The following is a 16,896-nucleotide window of genomic DNA, read 5'->3' as shown; positions in this document are numbered from 1 at the left end:
CAGTTCTTTCTAAAATTTCAAACGGTCTACTTGGATTCGACGACGAACTACCGTAGCATAAACCTGACCTGCAATGGAGGGCCTGCAGTGACGGAAGCAACCAAACTTAAGAAAAAAATAGGTAAGCCGACGGTCGGGCAACTAAAGTGGCTCGCCCAAGGGTTAACGCAACCAGGTGGGAAGCTTCCGCTATTTGATGAAAATGGCCAACGGGTCAGCAAACGAACGGTTGAGAGTTGTCTGGAAAAAGGCTGGGTACGGCCTTGGTTCGCCAATCCCATTAAACCAGATTGGCAAGTCTGTAAATTGACACAGCCCGGTCGCGACATCCTCAAAGAGAAGTCTTAACTTCTAGTCCTCATCTTTAGAAAAACTAACGTCGACATACCCCTTCTCGATGGCGTCGGTCAAAGCTTCGAAGCCGGCACGGGTTTCTTCGTACATTTCACGGGCATTCTTGAGATCGGCGACTTCATCTACGCTCAAAGCCGCGCCATGGTCTTCAATAGCCGCGTTAAATGCGGCCGCGAGATATTTAGCCCGCAGCTTCGCTACAGAAACGCCGAGGGTGAGGACTGTCTCATGGTCGATCGACTCAATATGCTTATGAATGATTTCCCGATTGGCAGCACGAATGCCTTGTTCAACGACCCCCATAAACCGTTTCATTTCCATGAGGTCTTGGTAATCGTCTTGTCCGTTTGCCATGTCTTTGTCCCTTCTTAATCCCATGAAACGCCGTCTGGAGGTTATGAGTGTATTAAACGGAAATATTGGGTGTCTGTGCAAGGACTGAGTTTATTTGTGGATTTAAGGGGCGATGTAAGACCCCGCAGAATGTCCTGCAGACAAATCACTTTTTGTAGGGTTTTGATAACAAAATATTGATTCAAATTAAATCCTTCCCATGTGATAGTTTGATAATTGCAAATAACACTCATTATTAAAGTTAGAAGCGGCACCTATTTCGGAATTATCTTGTTAAAAAAAGCGTTTAAACCAGCCAAAATTTTAATACGAATTTTGAATATTTAGAGGAGTAATTGCCATGTTCGCGAACAAGGGCCTTGTTTGGAAACTTACGGTTCCCATCCCCTTTCTATTATTCATCGGAATTGCCTTAATATGGATTATCCTCCCAGGTATGATTTCTGATAACGCGCGAAAAGAGGCCGTCCATTCGGCCTCGGAAACGGTCAGTCAATTCAAGGCATTACGTAAATATTATGTTCAGAACATCATCAAAAAAGTCCTCGCGGACGGCAATCTCAAACCATCGATAAATCACGCGAAAGAGGAAAAATCCATTCCCCTTCCTGCGACGATGATTCATGATTTGAGTGCTGCTCTTTCAAAGCGTGACACCACAGTAAAGCTATACAGCGCCTTTCCATTCCCGAACCGAAAGGACCGTAAGCTAGACCCCTTTCAGACGGAAGCCTGGAAGTATATCAACGCCAATCCAAATAAGATTTTTTCCAGGCAGGCGACGATTAATGGCAAGGAAATTGTTCGTGTCGCTATTGCCGACAAGATGGTCGCCCAAGGATGCGTTAATTGTCACAATGGGCACCCCGATACACCGAAGACAGGTTGGAAGCTAGGAGACGTCAGAGGGATTTTGGAGGTCAACGCCAATATAGATTCCCAGTTGGCAAATGGGACCACCTTGTCCGTAACGATTATCGGGATCATCGCCGCTATCCTGGCCGGCATTATTGCGCTTTGTTTTTACTTGGCGCGAAATATTTCAAAGCCAATCACCGAAATAACCGGGACAATGCATACACTCGCAGATGGAGATTTATCTGTTGAGGTTACAGCGAATGACCGTGGAGACGAGGTCGGACTCATGGCTAAGGCGGTCGAAATTTTTAAACTAAACATGATTAAGGCTAAGCAAATGACGGAGGACCAGCTAACTGCTGAAGCCAGTAAGCTGGAGCGCGCCCAAAAGGTTGAAAACCTAGTTGCTGACTTTCAGATAAAAGCAGACGATTTGATTTTACAGGTCACAAATGCCTCTAATCGTATCAAAGCCGCCGCCACGGGCGCGAGCGATGATACCGGAAAGGCTGGCAGTCGATCCTTTGAAGTCGCTATGGCGGCTGAGCGGACGTCAGGTAGTGTGGAGTCAACCTCAGCAGCGGCGGAGCAGCTGTCTGCGTCCGTATCTGAAATTTCGTCACAAGTTTCACAATCTGCATCGATTTCGGCCTCAGCGGTTGCTGAAGTTGATCAAGCAACGGAAATGGTTCAGGGATTGGATGAAGAAAGCCAAAAAATTGGTGAAGTTGTAGGTATGATCTCTGACATTGCGGATCAGACGAACCTTTTAGCGCTGAACGCAACCATCGAAGCTGCCCGTGCCGGTGATGCCGGAAAAGGTTTTGCAGTCGTGGCTTCGGAGGTCAAAAACCTTGCAAGCCAGACAGCCAAAGCAACAGAACAAATTTCATCAATAATCGGCAATGTTCAGGGGGCCACCGGAAAAACGGTCGAGTCAATTGAGCGCATCAGAAATGTAATTGGCGAAATAAATTCCATGTCGGCCACAATCTCCAGCGCAGTTGAAGAACAAAACTCAACAACCAATGAGATTGCCCGTACCGTATCTACAGTGAGCGTGGATGCAAATATTGTGCTCGATAGCGTCGGTGGTTTGACTCATTCGTCAGCGACTTCTTCTGCTAAATCTATTCGGGTAACCTTCGAGCCGTTCAGCTTCTACTAGGGCATACCAAGGTTGAGAGCACCGTCAGATACTTGGGAATAGAAGTTGATGACGCTTTAGCTATTGCCGAAAAGGTAGACGTCTGATTTTAGGGGGCAGAGCGGACATGTTCTGCCCCATTCTCTTTAGGCTGCTAATAGCCAGATCCGGACATTAGAAAAATAAAATAAAAATTTAACGTTTAGGTTTTCGTTGCCGTAATTTGACATGTCGCGATGCCGTCATGAAGCAACGATGAATTTAACAAGGTTTTAAGTTTCATCGATTTCAATCGCTCTGGCCAACCTATTTCCCCTTGATATCTGCCGGAAAGTAATACGATTCATTTATTGGGGTTCGGGGCACCCGAGAGTAACTAGGTTATGGCGTTGCCAATTATTACCTTATAATCGTACGATATCGAAATAAATTTATTTCAGATCTAAGGCAGTCACCTTGGCTGACCGTGCACACCGAAACCCGATGCCGTGATGGCCTGCCATTGGATTTCTGGAAACAGTTTGACCGCGCCATGTAGAGATTGTTTCGTCGACAGGGCTATCATGAGTAGCACCTCGGGTAACTCGATCGGCGTAATAATTCATTTCTTCACGCCCATCATCGGCCCTATAGGGATAGTGCTCTGACGCACTGGAAGTCCATTCATGCACATTACCTGCTAGACCCAGGACTCCTTCGGGGGTGCCCCCCTTCGGATAGGCGTCGACCGGCGCCATTTTACCCCATGGATGACCGAAATGCGCCCGCGTTTTATCGGGGGCTTCATTGCCCCAAGGATAGGTTCGGCCTTCGGGGCCGCGGGCGGCAAATTCCCATTCTGCCTCAGTTGGCAATCGCTTTCCAAGCCAAGCACAATAGTCTCGTGCGCCAAGCCAACTGACTTCTACGACCGGCATTCGATCATGTCCTTCAAATGGGACGTATTTGCCATCTTTCTGTCGCTTGATGCGGGCGTCGCTGTCATCAAGGTCAAAATATCGCTCGCCTTTGGGACCTTTGTGGCCATGCTTATTTAGGTACTCTGCAAGCTGAGCATTCGTCACTTCAGTTCTGTCCAGAAAGAAGGAATGAACTGCAACTTTATGGCTAGGTTGCTCATCCACAAGACTGTTATCGTTGCCCATCAGAAATGAGCCGCCAGGAATAAATATCATTTTCGTCTCGGCCTGGGTAACCGTGCTGAAACTCAATACGAAGATAGAAAATACAACTGAGGCCCTTAGGACTCGCACTGAAAAGATCATAAGATACCCTCTATTTTCTCTGTATACATCAAAATTTTATCGGTCAATATTTCGGCGTCACGGTTTTCGATTTAGCAGCTAAGATTGTTCTTCTTAGTTGATGCACAAGAATTTTCCAATTTTCAAAATGTCATACATAAACTTGATATTGCACCTTACATTCTTGGCACCGCACAAATCTTCATATTTTCCCATGGCGCTAGGCTTATAGATTTTCTCCTTGCTAAGACCTATGACCATGACCGCCTACTTACTAAATCTCGATACTGATCCAGTGAAAGCCAGGAATTGTATGACCCAGGTTCAACGAATCCTTAGATTTAGTTCAGAATAAAATTGGTAATAATTTTAAAGATAATCTTCAGGACTAATTGGTCCAACTCTAACAACTAAGACCTAATTTTAATGAATCAAGTACTCCACCGACTATCCACAAATCAGATAGCCGGTGGAATTTTTGATTTATTTAATTGAGTCCAAAGCTTGTGCCAAGATTGGCTTAATGCCCTGACTCGCTGCAGTAATCTGAGCAATTTTCTTTTGCTCATCATCCCCATGAGACGGCAAGTGAACTTGCCGTTTCTTTTTTTGTTCAGCAATTAATTCTGGGTCATGAGCAGCCTTCCAAATTGCATCACGCAAAGCTTTAGTTGCTTCTTTATTCATACCTGGAGGGCCGAAAAATCCTCTGTGCATGGTCATCATATTGACAACCGCTTGGACCGCTTCTTTAGATTTTCCGGATACAATTTCCAACGCATTTTGGACATCAGGATGGTCCTTAACACGCTTATCCCAAATCATGACTACGGGGACGAGATCTCCGGTCTTGATCGCTCCCCGGGCGGAGCGATAGGAAACCATGTACGCATCGCTATCGCCTTTGATTGTTGCAAGACTGATGTCGTTCATGCCTTCATATCCGGTTACGAACTTAACTTTGATTCCCAAGGCATTGGCCAAAATGGCAATGATGTAGAAATCCTCATCTGTACCCTGAGACGCAGAAACAAGCGGTCGTTTAAGATTTTTCAAATCAGCGACTGTCTTAATACCTGATTTCTTTCCTGCCAATAAAGTCCGTGGTTCCGTTGCAGCACGGCCGAGATAAACAAATTTAGTGGCGTCAAACTTAACTGCTTTACTGCCTGAAAGTTGGGCCAAAATTAATGTCGGGACACTTGTAAAAGCAATGGTCTTACCATCAGGCTTTTGTGACCACAGATAATTTGTTCCCTTTACGCCGCCGCCGCCTTTTTTATTAACCACACGCACGCTCTTTGCGCCGGTGTATTTTGCGATAAAGGGTGCATAAGTCCGGGCGTACCGAGTCATGCGACCACTTGGGCTGTTGGGCACAATTAAGGTGATGACCTTACCTTTATAATAATCTGCCGCTTGAACAACGGGCGGCGCAGAAATAGCAACAGTGCTTAATACAACGGCGGCCACAGCTAATGTCTTCAATCGAGTTTTCATCTTCGTATCCTCCTCTGTTTGAGTTATGTTGTCTTCGTTTCTTGATCGTCTAACCACGTTAAAAAGTTTCATAGTACCAATCGACGGTGGGCTGAAAAATTCCATGATAAAGCTGAAGTTCCAGCCCAACGACAAATAGCAAATAAACGCTAATCGAAAATATCAAAGCGTATATCAAGCTCATTGGTTTCGTATAGTGCTTACTTAATATAAAATAAGTAGCAGTAAATATGTAAATTGAAGGCATCGGGCCAATCAATAGAATTATACTAACAAAGCCAGCGACCATCCCCAAAGCGTGCGTTACAGGCCGGCCCTGTAAATTCGAAGAACCGCTATCTGAACTAGGCAATGTTTCTTCCGGCAACTGTTCTTGTGCTGCCGGTCCACTGTTCCCCTTAGTAAGGAATTCAAGCAAATCGATATTTAGTTCTTCATCGGACTGAAGATTCTGCCAAATCAATTGCACGACGCCTAAGACAATTCCCAACGTAGCAATCGGAATTGGCACGAGGCGTGCTCGGGGGCTAAAGTCCAAACTGGTCACCAGCACTGCTGTGAAAAATCCGAGAATGATCAATATGACAATATTTTCTTGGGTATGGCGGCTCATGACGCGCCTCCATCTAATCGTGCACTTGCGTCTTGATCTACTTGCGCGCGTTTTTTGCGCCAGTTTCGAATGAAGGGTAATGCGGTAGTCACAATAATAAAAATAAACATGACCAACGCGATCGGCTGAGTGAAGATAAAGTCATTGCCATGCAAGGTAAGTGATATATGCAGATTGCGCTCGATCATGTCAGCCAGCACCATACCGATAACAAAATTAGCTCTCGAATAGTGGTACTTATCCATAAAAAATCCGACGATGCCGAACCCGGCAGCAACGATGACGTCTTCCCATTGTCCGCGTGTTGCAAACGCGCCAACGAAACAAACAGACAAGACCATCGGAATCATTAAATTCGGATTCATACTTGGAAGACGAGCAAGCCAAGGTGAAATCGCCAAACCGAACACGGACGTCACGATGTTTGCTATTACGACAATCCAAACCATGCTAAATACGAGGTCGAGATTATGTGTTAACATTTCGGGCCCTGGTGTAATGCCCATGCCGATAAACGCGACAAGTAAGATTGCCATACTCTCGCCGCCCGGTATCCCAAATGCCAACGTCGGCATAAGACCGCCACCTTCGTTGGCCCCTACTGTTGCATCCGGCGCAATTACCCCTTCAATTGCGCCGCGCCCAAACCGTTCCGGCGTTTTAGAGGTTTGTACGGCCTGAGCGTATGCGGCAATTCCACCCACACTGGCGCCAATACCAGGTAGAACGCCAATCCAAAGCCCAAGTAAGCTGGACCGCATTACCAGTCCCCAATGGCGGAATGCATCCTTTACGCCATCCAAAACTGAACTTGTTTCTCCGCTAATATCTCGGTCAATGATTGAACCTCCTTTTACGTATAGCTTCATCATTTCAGAAACGGCAAAGAGGCCAATCATCGCAACGGGAAATGAGATGCCATCAAGTAAAAATACGGTATCGAATGTAAATCTGGGTGTTCCTGTAATAGGGTCCATACCCGAAAAGGCTATGAGTACACCAAATGCAGCAGCCATAAGCCCCTTAAGCATAGAGCCTTCACTAAATGTCGCGATGATGGTTAAACCCCAGAGCGCCATCATAAGAAATTCTGGTGGGCCGAACGCTAGCATTATTGGGCGTACAACAGGAATACTAACAGCCAAGCAGATTGCGCCGAAGATACCGCCAAGCAACGCTGCCGTCGCCGAAGCACCTAAGGCCCGGCTTGCTTGGCCTTTTTGCGTAAGGGGGTAGCCATCAAATATTGACGCTAAGCTTTTTGCTGCTCCGGGTATTCCGAACAAAATGCCGGTGACAGATGAACCCCATATGGTCGCTATGTGGGCACTTAAAAGAAGCGCCAGCATAGCCGCCACTTCATAGCCATAAGTAAACGGAAGCAAAAGAGCCATGGCAACAATGCCACCAAGTCCCGGCAAAATACCGATTATAATTCCATAGACGACACCAATAATAGTAAACAGAATTGCTTGCGGTGTCAGCACAGCGAAAAGACCAGCAAAGATTGCATCAATCATTTCTGCCGCCCCCCAACAATACTATCCCGCAACTTAGTCATCGACCTTCCCCAACAGGGTCATAACATCTGTCGTGCAGTTTATCATTTCTTCGGGAAAAATCACCGTAATGGCATCTGTTGGGCAAACTTTTTGGCACAAACCGCAATACCAACATTCATCTGGATACATCACGACAGGTAATTTATCGCGGTTTCCATCTTCGTGAAAAATGAGATCACCGGGACATATCCAGTCGCAAAGATCACATTTAACACATGTATCAGGGTTGATCCGAATGGGATTATGTACGTGAGAATAATTTGGATTTACAGTCATAATGCGGTCACCTCACACTGCCGATTGTTCACGAGTAAATGCATCAGATAGGGGGCGGTCCGCATCCAACGTAGATAGGTTTGGACCTTCGTCCCCTTGCTCAACCACAATAAACTTTCGCCAATTGCTATCATCGCTGTCAGGATAATCGAGCCGGTTGTGAACCGTTCCTGTTCGGGTCTCTTGGCGGGCAAGTGATGTCGTCGCCATTAATTCCGAATTAAGCCGAATATTTTGCGACTCGTTTACTCGCATCAAACCGTGCATATCATCGGCCTTAAGCGTTGGTTCTTTCTTTTCGAGTATGGACAATGTCTCGAGCGCCAACTTAAGTCCCTTTTCCGTTCGACGAACGCCTGCATAGTCAGAAACGGTGCGTTGCACTTCTGCTTCAAATTCGCGCCACGGTATGCCATCTGGCTGTTGAAGGTGGCTCCCGGAACTCGCCCGAATAGCATCAGCGGCGTCCTGATCAATCTCGGGTAATGCTGCTCCTTTATCTTTGCGAATACGCTCCACCGCCCCTTGCCCAGCAATGTATCCCAAGACCGCAGCACCCGATACGCCACCGCCGCAAGTTGAACAATCACCAGCTGCGAACAATCCTTCGATCGATGTTTCGCCCTTCGTGTCTACCGCCAGACCACTACCCCGGAAATACAATCCACTTCGGCGGATACTCAGTTCAGAAATTGATACCTCGACGGGCTGAGTCCGGATGTCATGCTTCTTCTGTTCATAGAAAGCTGGCATGGTATAGCGATCAATTCCCAGCGTTTCTTCTAAGAAATCAAGGTCCTTTTCCGATAACACACTGCAATCTACGTAAATGGGTCCATTGCCGTCCAGGTGCTCGGTAATGACGGCATCTGTAATAATTGCACGTCGCGCGTTCTCGCCTCGTTTGTCGTATTTGAACATGAAGCGTTCACCGTGACGGTTTAAGAAGTGCGCCCCCAAACTTACCAAGGCATTGAGTCCCTGTGCAGAGAAACCCTTTGGCACAAGGTTCATTTCAACAAATTCCATATTGGCCAGGGCAGCCCCTGCACGGTACCCCATCGCCTGTGCATCACCCGTATTATAAGGACAATGCCAGCTATCAAATGAGAGCCCCGTCGCATTGGTAGACAGCCGATTAACGTCTCCGGTCGCGAGCATGACAGCCTTGGCACGGATCGCGTACCATTCCCCAGTCCGAAAATTGAAGGCCAAGGCGCCATAGGCTTTATTCTCATGCGTGAGCACTTGGACCCCCATTGTCCGCATAAGCACGGTCGCCTGACCACGTCGAACTTGTTGGCCGATCATTTTCTTAAAATCGGTACCGTCGAAATTAATATGATAGGTTGCTGGTAAGCCAAATGAACGCAGTCGATAATATTCTTTAGTAACCGGGTCTTTAAAATCAACGCCAAAGGATTCAATTTTTTTCAAAACTTTGGGCATTTCTCGAATGACCTTACTAGACACAGCCATATCAACGATGCCGTCGGTCAAATCTTGAAGGTGATTTATAAGAAATTCTGGAGTATCCCACTCGGGGCCTGACTCCATAATTGTAAGGTACTGATCAACGCCACAGCCGACGCTTCCGGTATGATCTAGGACCTTTCCTTTTTCACAGACAACGACATCAAGTCCGGCCTCTTGGGCTTCAATTGCTGCCATGCAACCTGCAACACCGCCGCCAATTAGCAAGAGATCCGTTTCTATCGTTTTCCAGGAATCATTCACTTTCAGTCTCCATCCACGCTACGTTTCTAAACGATAGCAGGAAAAATAAAAATTTTACAAAACAAAATTTCAAATTTTACTAGGTGAAATTTTTTTATTAGAATAGACTGAGTACTTATGTCGAATCAGCCTTTAAAAATTGGTCGATCCATTGAGCGGGGGTTTTCAATCCTTAGCTGTATCTGTCATAGCGGCTCGCCAATTTCTTTATCGGAAATTAGTAAGCGTGCTGGATATGATAAAGCGACATCATTGAGAATTTTGACGACGTTGGTCGCACTCGGGTTTGTTTTAAAAAACGCCAGTAACCGACGCTATAGTCCCGGTCCTGGACTTTATGGGTTAATGCCAAAAGACATTAGAAGCGTTAGTCGCCCGCACTTAGAAACGCTGTTGGAGTCTACGAATGAAACAATTTGCCTTATCAAACCACAGGGGATAATGCGCGAATGCATCGATGTTCTTGAACCGGACCGAGAACTTCGCGTGGTCGCGACCCTAGGTCGGTTTGTGCCAATACAGATTGGTTCATCGGGCAGAGTCTTACTTGCGTTCCGCTCGATCGAAGAAATTAGTCGCATTCTCGAGAAAACAGATTGGACTTCATTTACGCCGCTTACGGAATTGGATCGCAAAAAATATCTCGATCAGTTGATAAAGGTTCGAGAGCTCGGGTATGCCACGACTAATGGAGAGATAACGCTAGGGTCTTCTGCCTTGTCTGCACCTATCTTTGACAGTTTTGGTAACATCGCCGCAGCAATTACAGTTCGGGGCCCAGAATCCCGAATGACTCATAATAAAATCGAACAACTCGCACCAATATTAATAAAAACCACGCGGGATATAAGTTCAGATTTTAGCAAAGAATTTTCCCAAAGTTATCTCTAATTCAACCCATCATTCCTCTCACAAATTCGCTGGTATGGATGCCCGCTTTGGGTCAACAGCAGCCCTATTCACCTACCCAAAATTACTTCTGCTTTACCCCCTAATAGCAGACATCGTGACAAATAATGTCCGCTGTGCGTAGAAAAGCGGTCATAATTGACGGGTGGCTAGGACTTCCGTTTGTAGCCGAGGCTGTTGAAGAACTCTGTTGTCATCAACCCTTGAACGTGATTCCCTTTTCATAGTGAATATGGGGAAGGAACACGGCAATGATGGGACCAGAAGTCGGACAACAAGACCGTCTTTTCTACGAGTTCAATCTTGAAGACCGCATTCCCGCCAATCACCTTTTGCGTCGCATCGATGCGGTTCTAGATTTGAGTTGGCTTCGCTCGGAACTTGCCCCTTTTTACAGTCATACGGGATGCCCTTCGATTGATCCTGAACTGATGATCCGGATGCTACTGGTTGGCTATTGTTATTCGATCCGTTCGGAGCGTCGGCTGTGCCAAGAGGTTGAACTCAACCTGGCATACAGATGGTTTTGTCGGCTTGGCCTTGAGGACGGGGTTCCCAATCATTCGACCTTTTCGGTCAACCGGCATGGTCGCTTCCATGATGGTGATGTATTTCGCCAAGTGTTTGAGCGCATTGTGCGTCAGTGCATGGATGCGGGATTGGTCAAAGGCGAAGGTTTTGCCGTGGATGCCAGCGTGATTGAAGCTGATGCCAGCCGGTTCCAACGGGTCGAAGGATCGGAGATTGAATGGTCGGAACAACAGTTGGCACGTCGGGCAATCCGGGAATATGTGGTTGCCCTTGAAAGGGAGAACACGCCGATCAACCCCCGTCAAAAGCCCAAGGCCATATCACCCACCGATCCAACGGCGGCGTGGACGAGGCGCGGACGTAATAAGGTCATGTTCGGCTATAGCCTAAATTATCTGATTGATATGGAAAATGCCGTGATCGTTGATGTTGAGGCGACGCCGACGCGCATCTCCAAGGAGGTGGATGCGACAGAGACCATGATCGAACGGACCGAAGAACGCTTTGGCCTAAAGCCGGATCATATTGCCGGAGATGTCGCTTACGGTACAGGTAAGATGCTTGGCTGGTTGGTCAAACGTGACATTGATCCGCATGTTCCGGTGTGGGATCGAACCCAGGTTGCGGCGGATGGCAAGTTCATCCGTGCCGATTTTGACTATGACAAAGAACGTGACCTTTATATATGCCCAGGCGGTAAAGAGTTAAAAACGTCGGGTATGGTGCATGATGGCACCACGCTCAAATATATTGCTAAACGCAGTGACTGCGGCCAATGCTCGCTCAAGCCAAAATGTACCACGGGTCGGGAACGCCGGGTCTCTCGCGACATCAACCAAGAAGCTCGTGACTATACCCAAGCCTTGATGGAGACAGATGCCTATATAAATTCGAGAACCCAACGTAAGAAGATCGAGAGATTGTTTGGTGAGGCAAAACATATTCACGCGATGATCAGGCTAAGGCTTCGCGGATTGAGTGGTGCCAAGGACGAATTTCTGCTGACTGCGGCGGTTCAGAACCTGAAGCGTCTCGCAAACCATGCCATCAGACCGCCACCTAAACCAATATTCGCTTGATCAATGTATCAGAACTGCGAAATCACCAAACAAACAAAACCCGCAAAGGCATGGTGCCAAAGCGGGAACAAAAAGACTGCTGCTACTAACAGCAGATATCCGAAATCCTCCCAAAACAGAGTTCTTCAACAGCCTCAGCCAGAAGCGGAAATTACACCGCCAACGGAAAAAGGCGGTGTGCTGCCGTCCTATGCGGCTACAAGCCTGTAGTCAATTGGCAATGCGTTGGAGTTGAAAATAATATTAGAATTTGTTGTAATGAATTATCACTTAATAAGCGCTGCTTAATATGGGGATAATCATCTTGCCAAATTTTATGCGCTACAAAAATTGCTTTAAGTACCTTTGTATTCGCGGGACATTTGCTGGAGCATTGATCGTTTCCGCTGTCCACACATCTGCCGCATCAAACTTCTTTGATGGCCCTTGGGAAGGTGAGGTGTTCTGCGAAGCAGCATCACTCGGTGGTCTCAGCATCGATCATAGCTTTACGAAGGTATTGAAGATTGAAATATCAGGTAACGATATAGAAATTCTTGATTGGGAGGATTACGAGGGAGACGCTGACTCTAGAATATCGGGCCATATTTCTAACAGCGGAAGATATCGAATCTTTTTTGAGTATGAATATTCTGACCCTCGCGGAGCTACTGAAACAAACCAATTTACTTTCGCCGGTAAATTTTGGAGCGGAAAACTTATTCTTTCTGGATTTAGGGATAACGATCCAGATGGAGAAAAGTGTAAGGGGGCGCTTGCTCCAAAAGCACCCATCACGGCGGCGGTCCTGCGTGAAGTTAAAGAGGCGCAGGTACAAGCAACTTCGCTAGAGCTTGCTGGTCTTGAGGCTAAGCAGAAAGCGGCTGAGAGCAGCCTCAATAATTTTAATTCGGGTGGGATAACGAGCGGACAAGGGCAGGACGGAGGCTCACGGCAGGAGCAGGAATTACAAGAGGCTACTCAGCGTCAAGCTGAACGGGCAAAACAAATTGCAGAATTGGAACAGCAGCGCAAAATAAATGAGGAACGTTTAAATGAACTCACCAGACTCCGGGAAGATCAGGCGCGCGAACTCGCCGAAGCACAAAAGCAACAGGCAGCGGAGGCGCATCGCCTTGCCGAATTGAAACGCGGACAGGAGCAAAATTCTCTTAAGCTCGCGGCGCTTGAGCGCCAAAGGAAAGAGGAAAAAAATCAGCAAAAATATGCTGACGTTGACTTTGGGAATTACCATGCGCTGGTGATCGGTAACAACGACTACAAGTACCTAAAGAAATTGAATACAGCTGTCTCCGATGCAACGGCTGTTGCAGGTCTGCTTCGGGATTCTTACGGATACAAGGTGCGACATTTGGAGAATGCGACCCGGTCGCAAATCTTTGATGCTTTGGACGAATATCGCGAAACGCTAACCGACAATGATAATCTGTTGATTTATTATGCCGGGCATGGGTGGCTGGACGATACCACCGAACAAGGGTTTTGGCTGCCCATCAATGCCAAACCCAACCGGCGGACAAACTGGATTCCTAATTCTAGTATTACCGGGACTCTGATGGCGCTGGAAGCCAAGCATGTCATGGTGGTCGCCGATAGCTGTTATTCCGGGACTTTGGTGCGGTCGGCAAAAATTAAGGAAAAATCTTCGGACTATGTTGCTCAAATGGCAGGAAAGCGTGCGCGCTTGGTATTAACATCTGGCGGGGTAGAGCCTGTAGCAGACAGTGACGGCACCGGCCATTCGCCATTTGCCAGTGTTTTCCTTGATGTACTCAAGGGCAATAAAGATGTTATCGACGGCACCCAATTGTTCTCAAAAATGCGCCGTCCTGTAATGCTAAAAGCAGACCAAACACCTGAATATTCGGATGTCCGTAAGGCAGGACATGAAGGTGGAGATTTCTTGTTCGTCAGGCGACGTTGATCCGAACGGTTTTGTCTCCTTTGGGTCAACTTCGGAAGTATTTGCAGGTGTAGTTTTACTTCCGCTTTGCCCCCTAATAGCGGACATCAAATGTAGCAAAACTGTTTTCACAACAAAAATGTCTGCTTCACCCCCCGATAGCGGACGTTATTGGGGTGTTCTGATAGAGTCCGGAAGTAGCCAACAGCGGAGGTTCCCTTTGCCAAATGAACAGTGGGCGAACTGTTGTTGAACAAACGGCATATACTTTTGTCATCCTCCAGGGTTTGCATTCCCCACCCTATATGGCATTCAAAGAAGTAACTAGGAAATGGAGTGCACAATGAGAAAGCTTACTACAATAGTTCAAAATCGGATGGACGTAACAAAATCTAGCTACGTCATTGGTCTGTTAACTCTATTCACAATTACCATCATCGCGTTAGGGAGTCCCTTGCTTTGGTTAGCCGAAGGCGGCGTTGAGGGAGCAAATATGAAGAGCTTCGGCGATGCTTTGTGGCTGTGCATAATGAGTATCACCACAATTGGTTTCGGCGATCACTATCCAGTGACAACAGAAGGTCGAATTATTACTGGCTTAATAGCGTTTGTAGGTGCCACTTTATATTGCACCTTAGTCGGTTATGTTGGCGGACTTGTTATCGCTCATACAGATAAAAGTGTTCAGAACGAGCTTTTACAAGAACAAAACGAGCGAATAGAAGAGATTGGTGCTAACAACGAACAACTCAACGAATTCATCAGAAAAACTGTTGTGGCTAACATGGAACACGATTCCAAAGCAGCTGAGATTGATGAGAAGTTGAACAGAGAAATCTTGGAGAAAGTAAACAAAATCTTAGAACCGAGCTCTGCTGGATAAGTGCGATAAAATTCCGGAAAACCGTTAAGTACCCGCTAATATCAATGAATAAACGTCAGAAGCTATCCTTATCAGCGCCCTCAAATTACGTCCGCTTCACCCCTTAAAAGCTGACGTATTCCGGTGATGATCAGAATCGCCGCTAATAGCACTAGCAGCCCTAATCGTCAGCCTCAAATTCCTTCTGCTTACCAAAAATTCACTAAAGAATAGGCCAACTCAAGTTTAAATAAGACAGTATTGCAAATACGGATGATCCGACTCCAAGACCGACAACAATTTTGCGGCCTGATAGGAAGAAGGCAGTTACACCGAAAGCGACACCGCAAAAACGTGCGAGAAGTGGGGCCTCTGCAAGGACACCACCGGGGACTATGAGAACCTTAATCATGATGCCCGCTGTAATTGCAAAGGCCACACAAGTGACCCACTCCAGGACTTCCGAATCGTCCCTTATTTTTCCAGCAGCGACGACGCCAATGAACTTCCAAAAGAATGTACCGAAAATGACGAGAACCAAAATTAACCAATGAGGTAGATCGGTCATGTCGATTGCCTCCATCGTCGAGCCATGAAATAGGCTATCGTCCCAGCAACAACGCCGCCGATAACGACCCCCCAATCCGCAGAAACAGTTTGTGCATAGGGAACGACCAAGCCACCAACAGCAATAGAAAGAAGGATAGAAGTTCTTCGGGAACTGGTTGCGAGTAACAAAATGTAAAGAGGAGTCACAAAAATAAGGATGCGCAGAATCTCAGGTGACACTGAACCAGCTAGGGTCATCCCGAGGATTAAACCAGCCGCGCCAAGGAACAGTGTCCCAATACAATAAGCAACAAAATATTGTGTTAGTAATCGTCTGTCCTCAATTTCCTGCTTCACAATTAGAAGAGCAAGATAGGCATTAACGGAATTAATTTGAGCATAAAAGAAATGGACAGGTTTTACCTTTTGACTGGTCCGGATCACGGGGATGGTGGCAATTGTTACGGGAAGCACACGCACATTCGCAATCCCTGTCGCGATCACTAAGGCAAGAATGCTAATACCGGTATTATAGAGATCAACATAGGCAATGAGCCCCGGCATGCTCCATAAACCTGCCATAATCATTAAGGCATGGAGCATAGATAGGCTGGCTTCTGATGCCAAAGTGCCGAAACCAACCATGCCTGTGAAGACCCCCCAACCTGGGCCCAATATGCATTCTTTTAAGCCTCGCCAGTAGGTCTGTTTCTCCCTCATGAAATGGAAATTAGCACAGGGCGAGGTCTTCTAAAACTCTAGCCTTCCCGAGTCCTATAAAATTAATGCGTCAAAAGCCTATGTCGAAATGTAACATTATTCCCATAAGCGATAAGTAATCCCGTCATGGCGGGATTAGTTTCTGGGAAATGTCTGCTTCGGGTCAGGAACAGCCCTTTTCATTAACCCCAAATGACTTCCGCTCTGCCTCCTAATAGCGGACATCAAATCTTAAAAATCGGATTTGGCGTTTTTGACTTCCGCTATCCGCAGAAAACCGGACGTTATTATGGCGCTCAGATAGAGTCCGGACGTAGCCAGAAGCGGACGATTAGAAAAATCTAATAATGGCTTAGTTTTCAAGTATTTGTTGCCGTAATCTAGTACATTGCGATACCTTCGGGAAAGAGCCGCCTACTGCATCATAAATGGATATCAGGACGAATCTAAGAAGGCGGAAATCCTCCAAAAGGGCGGTAAGGAAAATTCCTTGAAACCACCTTTATTCGGACAGACGGCACAAGAGATTGTCGAGTGTTCTACATCGGGCGGGAAATTCGTGGTTTGATCGTCACATTCTCTATCTGGTGGTTGAAAACAACTCAATCCGGTGGCGTCACTGGGCGACGTATCCCCCGTCGATCAAAAGATCCGCACCGGTCATGAAAGACGAATCGTCGGATACGAGAAACAGTGCG

The 16,896-nt window shown here is 46.8% G+C and carries 15 protein-coding genes; 6 read left to right on the top strand and 9 right to left on the bottom strand.

Annotated features, from left to right (window positions below; genetic code table 11):
* Positions 1–87: 87 nt before the first annotated feature.
* Positions 88–348, top strand: a complete 261-nt coding sequence (locus HOM51_05415) for a hypothetical protein (protein ID MBT5033940.1) — start codon at positions 88–90, stop codon at positions 346–348.
* A gap of 3 nt (positions 349–351) precedes the next feature.
* On the opposite strand, the gene HOM51_05410 is transcribed toward HOM51_05415, so the two are convergent.
* Complete coding sequence (locus HOM51_05410; GenBank protein ID MBT5033939.1) at positions 352–708, bottom strand: hypothetical protein; 357 nt, start codon at positions 706–708, stop codon at positions 352–354.
* Positions 709–1,048: 340 nt separating this feature from the next.
* Here HOM51_05410 and HOM51_05405 point away from each other — a divergent pair, with 340 nt between their 5' ends.
* Positions 1,049–2,734 carry a DUF3365 domain-containing protein gene (locus HOM51_05405; GenBank protein MBT5033938.1) on the top strand — a complete coding sequence of 562 codons (1,686 nt, stop codon included), beginning with the start codon at positions 1,049–1,051 and terminating at the stop codon, positions 2,732–2,734.
* A gap of 410 nt (positions 2,735–3,144) precedes the next feature.
* Here HOM51_05405 and HOM51_05400 read toward each other — a convergent pair whose 3' ends face one another.
* From HOM51_05400 to HOM51_05375, 6 genes are all read right to left on the bottom strand, one after another.
* Positions 3,145–3,978 (bottom strand): SUMF1/EgtB/PvdO family nonheme iron enzyme, encoded by an 834-nt coding sequence (locus HOM51_05400; GenBank protein ID MBT5033937.1) that lies wholly within the window; start codon positions 3,976–3,978, stop codon positions 3,145–3,147.
* Between the two features lie 462 nt (positions 3,979–4,440).
* A complete protein-coding gene (locus tag HOM51_05395) occupies positions 4,441–5,457 on the bottom strand; it encodes a hypothetical protein (protein ID MBT5033936.1) in 1,017 nt (338 codons plus the stop codon).
* 58 nt (positions 5,458–5,515) lie between these two features.
* Positions 5,516–6,070 (bottom strand): tripartite tricarboxylate transporter TctB family protein, encoded by a 555-nt coding sequence (locus HOM51_05390; GenBank protein ID MBT5033935.1) that lies wholly within the window; start codon positions 6,068–6,070, stop codon positions 5,516–5,518.
* Positions 6,067–7,590, bottom strand: a complete 1,524-nt coding sequence (locus tag HOM51_05385) for a tripartite tricarboxylate transporter permease (protein ID MBT5033934.1) — start codon at positions 7,588–7,590, stop codon at positions 6,067–6,069. The genes HOM51_05390 and HOM51_05385 overlap by 4 nt, the downstream gene beginning before the upstream one ends.
* Positions 7,591–7,623: 33 nt before the next feature.
* Positions 7,624–7,908, bottom strand: a complete 285-nt coding sequence (locus tag HOM51_05380) for a ferredoxin family protein (GenBank protein MBT5033933.1) — start codon at positions 7,906–7,908, stop codon at positions 7,624–7,626.
* Positions 7,909–7,920: 12 nt separating this feature from the next.
* Complete coding sequence (locus tag HOM51_05375; protein ID MBT5033932.1) at positions 7,921–9,645, bottom strand: FAD-binding protein; 1,725 nt, start codon at positions 9,643–9,645, stop codon at positions 7,921–7,923.
* Between the two features lie 117 nt (positions 9,646–9,762).
* Between HOM51_05375 and HOM51_05370 the strand changes: the two genes are divergently transcribed.
* The 4 genes from HOM51_05370 (at position 9,763) to HOM51_05355 (ending at position 14,950) form a co-directional block, all read left to right on the top strand.
* Positions 9,763–10,536, top strand: a complete 774-nt coding sequence (locus HOM51_05370) for an IclR family transcriptional regulator (GenBank protein MBT5033931.1) — start codon at positions 9,763–9,765, stop codon at positions 10,534–10,536.
* A gap of 269 nt (positions 10,537–10,805) precedes the next feature.
* The gene (locus HOM51_05365; GenBank protein MBT5033930.1) at positions 10,806–12,164 is read left to right on the top strand and encodes an IS1182 family transposase; all 1,359 of its coding nucleotides are present in this window, start codon (positions 10,806–10,808) and stop codon (positions 12,162–12,164) included.
* A 304-nt stretch (positions 12,165–12,468) separates the two neighbouring features.
* Entirely contained in the window at positions 12,469–14,088 is a 1,620-nt protein-coding gene (locus tag HOM51_05360) for a hypothetical protein (protein ID MBT5033929.1), read from the top strand.
* A 322-nt stretch (positions 14,089–14,410) separates the two neighbouring features.
* Positions 14,411–14,950, top strand: coding sequence for a two pore domain potassium channel family protein (locus HOM51_05355; protein ID MBT5033928.1), 540 nt, complete (start codon positions 14,411–14,413; stop codon positions 14,948–14,950).
* A 202-nt stretch (positions 14,951–15,152) separates the two neighbouring features.
* On the opposite strand, the gene HOM51_05350 is transcribed toward HOM51_05355, so the two are convergent.
* Positions 15,153–15,497 (bottom strand): AzlD domain-containing protein, encoded by a 345-nt coding sequence (locus tag HOM51_05350; protein ID MBT5033927.1) that lies wholly within the window; start codon positions 15,495–15,497, stop codon positions 15,153–15,155.
* Positions 15,494–16,123, bottom strand: coding sequence for a hypothetical protein (locus tag HOM51_05345; GenBank protein ID MBT5033926.1), 630 nt, complete (start codon positions 16,121–16,123; stop codon positions 15,494–15,496). The genes HOM51_05350 and HOM51_05345 overlap by 4 nt, the downstream gene beginning before the upstream one ends.
* Positions 16,124–16,896: the final 773 nt, after the last annotated feature.

This window comes from Rhodospirillaceae bacterium, from assembly GCA_018660465.1.
Taxonomy (GTDB): Bacteria; Pseudomonadota; Alphaproteobacteria; order Rhodospirillales; family JABJKH01; genus JABJKH01.
The sequence above is the reverse complement of the archived record's forward strand: the minus strand, read 5'-3'. Positions and strand labels throughout refer to the sequence as shown.